Source organism: Dendronalium phyllosphericum CENA369 (genome assembly GCF_016056275.1).
GTDB classification, from domain to species: domain Bacteria; phylum Cyanobacteriota; class Cyanobacteriia; order Cyanobacteriales; family Nostocaceae; genus Dendronalium; species Dendronalium phyllosphericum.
In genome coordinates this window covers 1-3,681 of record NZ_JAECZA010000328.1, presented here as the reverse complement: position 1 = coordinate 3,681, position 3,681 = coordinate 1, and the positions used below count along the sequence as shown (strand labels likewise).

3 protein-coding genes and 1 pseudogene are annotated in these 3,681 nt (G+C 39.2%); all 4 read right to left on the bottom strand.

Going from position 1 to position 3,681, the window contains the following annotated elements; genetic code table 11:
• Positions 1-414, bottom strand: a 414-nt coding sequence (locus I8752_RS36630) for a transposase (RefSeq protein ID WP_214437037.1), incomplete at its 3' end; no start/stop codon positions are given.
• Positions 411-803 (bottom strand): helix-turn-helix domain-containing protein, encoded by a 393-nt coding sequence (locus I8752_RS36625; protein WP_214437036.1) that lies wholly within the window; start codon positions 801-803, stop codon positions 411-413. The genes I8752_RS36630 and I8752_RS36625, both read right to left, overlap by 4 nt.
• 53 nt (positions 804-856) lie before the next feature.
• A pseudogene (locus I8752_RS36620) lies at positions 857-2,593 on the bottom strand (peptidase domain-containing ABC transporter); the annotation flags it as partial.
• A gap of 46 nt (positions 2,594-2,639) precedes the next feature.
• A partial coding sequence (locus I8752_RS36615) for an IS4 family transposase (RefSeq protein WP_214437035.1) occupies positions 2,640-3,681 on the bottom strand: 1,042 nt, incomplete at its 5' end.

Genomic DNA, 3,681 nt, shown 5'->3' with positions numbered 1-3,681 from the left:
CCAATGTTCGATGGGATTAAAGTCAGGAGAATAAGGTGACTGATAAAGAACATTTGCACCCTTTGATTGAATTAAAGACTCGATTCCTTCCACTTTATGTGCAGGGACATTATCCATAACAACTACAGCACCCGTCCAGAGTTGGGGAAGTAAACACTTTTCAATAAAGACTTTAAATGCATTTCCATCCATTGAACTATTCAACGTCATCACAGCCAAAACTTGTTTCATGCTTACTGCCCCGATTACTGTTACCTTCGCTCCCCGATAAAATGGTTTAAAATCATACACCCTGTTTCCCTGAGGACTTCGAGCATGGGTTCTTGTTAAACCCAATAAAACACCCATTTCATCAATGAAAACTAAGTTTTCTGGGTCTATTTGTTGGACTTTTTGCCAATACTCAGTTCTCAAATTTTGGATTCTTTCTGTTTTCCCTTGGCTGCTGCGTAACGTCTTTTTTTTACTGTTAGTTTTTGTTTTTGCAATGCACGACACATCGTACTCGTGCTTACCCAATGAGCGTAGCTTGTACCCCAATATTCGCAATATTCCAATAATGTTGCATCTGGGTATTGTTCAACCATTGCAGCTAGTTGAGTTTCATATCCATCCAACTCTCCCTTTTGTGCTCCACCTTGTTGTTTGGGTTGTACATGACCTTGAGTCTTATTCATGGAGAGAAGTTTTTGTACAAAACTTTTGGCTACACCAAATCTATTAGCCACCTTCCTGATTGAGGTGTCACCTTGTGAGTAAGCCAAAACTATTTTTTCTCGCAAGTCGATTGAGTAAGCTTTCATTTTTAGAGTTGATGTACTGGTATTATTGTACCTCATTTACCTGCAATTTGCTGTAATTTAGTGAGCGTACTTTTACCCGCACCACTTTGTCCTACAACTCCAATAAATGAGCCTGCTTTAATTTCTAGACAAACATGATTTAGCTGAGGATTAGGACTTTTAGCAAAACTAAAGGTGACGTTTTCATACTTGAGACTACCAACAATCGCAGGCATAGGAATATTGTTGCGCCCAGCAATTTCATTTTCTTGAGGAGTATCGAGGATATCAGCAAGCCGTTCTAAAGATAATGCTGTCTCCTGGAAGTTCTGCCACAGTTGAATTAATCTTAATAGTGGACTGGTAACATAGCCTGCAATAATGCGAAAGGCGATTAATTCTCCCAAGGTTAACTGTCGTTGCAATACTAAATATGCCCCTACCCATAGCAAGAGCAAACTGGAAAGTTTGTTGAGAAAATTGCTCAGGGAACTGGCAGTATTGGAAGTGAGAACATTTTCAAAGCTAGCGCTAATGTAACGTGCATAGCGTGTTTGCCACTGCCATCTAGAATTGAGTTCGATATTTTGGGCTTTAACAGTTTGAATCCCAGATACAACTTCTACTAAATATGATTGAGTTTCGGCATTTCTTTCTGCTTTGGTTCGAGTTTGTTGACGAATGATCGGTGCAAAAATAAAAGTAATGAGTGCAAATAGCGGTACAGTAGCTAGTGCCACGATAGTCAGCAGCCAGCTGTACCAAACCATTACCGCAATGTAGATAACAGAAAATATCGCATCAAGGACAACAGTTAAGGCAGTACCTGTGAGGAAAGAACGAATGTTTTCTAGTTCGTTGATGCGGCTAGATATTTCTCCTACAGGGCGTTTTTCAAAGTAGCGTAGTGGTAATCTCAGTAAGTGGTCGATAACTTCTGCACCTAAAGATAAATCTATGCGATTGGTGGTATCGACAAATAAGTTGGTACGCAACCAAGTAATTACCCCTTCTACCACTGCCATTGCAACTAGTAAAAAACCCAAAATATGAAGAGTGTTGATACCGTTTTGGATGATGACTTTATCAATAATGACTTGGGTAATCAGAGGATTAGCTAACCCCAAGAGTTGAACAAATAATGAAGCGATAAACACTTCGATTAATACTGTCTTGTGTTTTTTAATCGCAGGTAAAAACCAAGATAATCCAAATCGTTTTTTCGGCGTTTCTGGTGTAGCTTGCAGAAGTAAAACTTGTCCTGATTCTCCCCAAGTTTCGATAAAGTCTGCTGGCTTTTTGTGAGTAATGCCCTGTTCGGGGATGGCCAGTAGCAATTCTTTTTCTGATGCTTTGTAGAGAATAGCAAAACTGTCTTGCCAAGGTAGCAGTACGGGTGTAATCAGTTTAGAGATAGCGACCGCGGGAATATTTACTAGTTGGGATTTTAGTCCTAACAGTTCCGCAACCCCACCACACAGTTCAATGGATATTTTGCCTGTGCGTTGATAGTTGTTGAGTAAGGCACGATGCAGTACATCTCGTTTCCAGGGCATTCTGTAATGTTGACAAAGCATTTGGAAACAAGCAAGCGTACCATCCACAGGCCCTCTGCCTTGAATATATGGATATTTTGCTGTTTGGGATTGCTCCAAATCTTCCCCTTCTTCTGGACTTAGAGGGGCGTAGGGTGCATTCTCCCAGATTCCAACTTCTGAGGATGAGGAAATAAGGTTAGTAAGGGATGAGGAGATAGGGAGTGTGGGGTCAGTAAAACCAACTAATCGAACTTCTCCAGTGATGTAGGCTTGAGTTTCAGCAGTATTGAGGCGATCGCTTCAAGGGGCGACAAGCGAGTTAAAGAGCTTGCTGTATAAGCTTCATAGCCCTTAAACCTCGCTGATAATATGCTTGCTTATTGCGACTGAAACCGACCAGTTCCTCGACCCATGCTTGACACTCATGCCAAGCGACTATCCAATTTTGACCATATAAACCTATCCAGAAATTACTATGACGTTTCTCATTTCTATTTTTTTCTTGACTACGACAAATATAGGAATCAAGTTTTTGAAATTTAGTCCTTTGTCCATGTAACCAAGCACTGGTCATAGCTAAAGCAATTAAAAATATTATTCGTACAAGTCTATCAGGATTAGCTTGAGAACTTTCCAAATTGTAACCGCCAGTTTTACAATCTTTGAACATGGCTTCAATTCCAAAGCGTTGAGTATATATTTTCAGAGCAGTATTTAAATCAGGCAAATTAGTTAATAAATACCAAGCTTCCTTTTCTTGTTTACTTTTATACTTTCTTTTCCAGTAGAGTGCTAAATTAAACCGACCAAAACCTTTTTTCTGAGTCAACTTAACATTGGGATAAAATTGACGAATTCCAGGGTAAATCTCAATGCTACTTAAAGGCTGAAATTTTTGTCTTTTTTCTTGAAAAGTCGTATCCTTTTTTTGACGGAATACAAAACTCTGGTTCTGCTTGTGGAGCCAATGCGCCAGTTCTACGCTATGAAATTCTCTATCTCCGATAATCACTAATTTGTACTTTTTTAACAAGCGGATTACTGGACGTAATACTTTTTGCTGTTCTTCTAAGTTACTGCTACCATCTTTCTCTAATAAGCACCAATATATTGGCCATGCTCTTTTTTGGTAAATCACACTAACCATTAACACATTATTTTCTCTCCACTGCGTTCTATCCATCGCAATAGTTAATTGTGATCCTACCTTAAAATGTTGGTTAATTATTGCTTCAATGATAGGAAACCACAACAATACTACACTTAAGGTATTCAATGTTAAAAACCTTTGTATATGCCGTCTACGACTGTTTTGTTGTATTGGTAGAGGTAAGGTTGCTGCCAGTCTTTCTATCTTCACC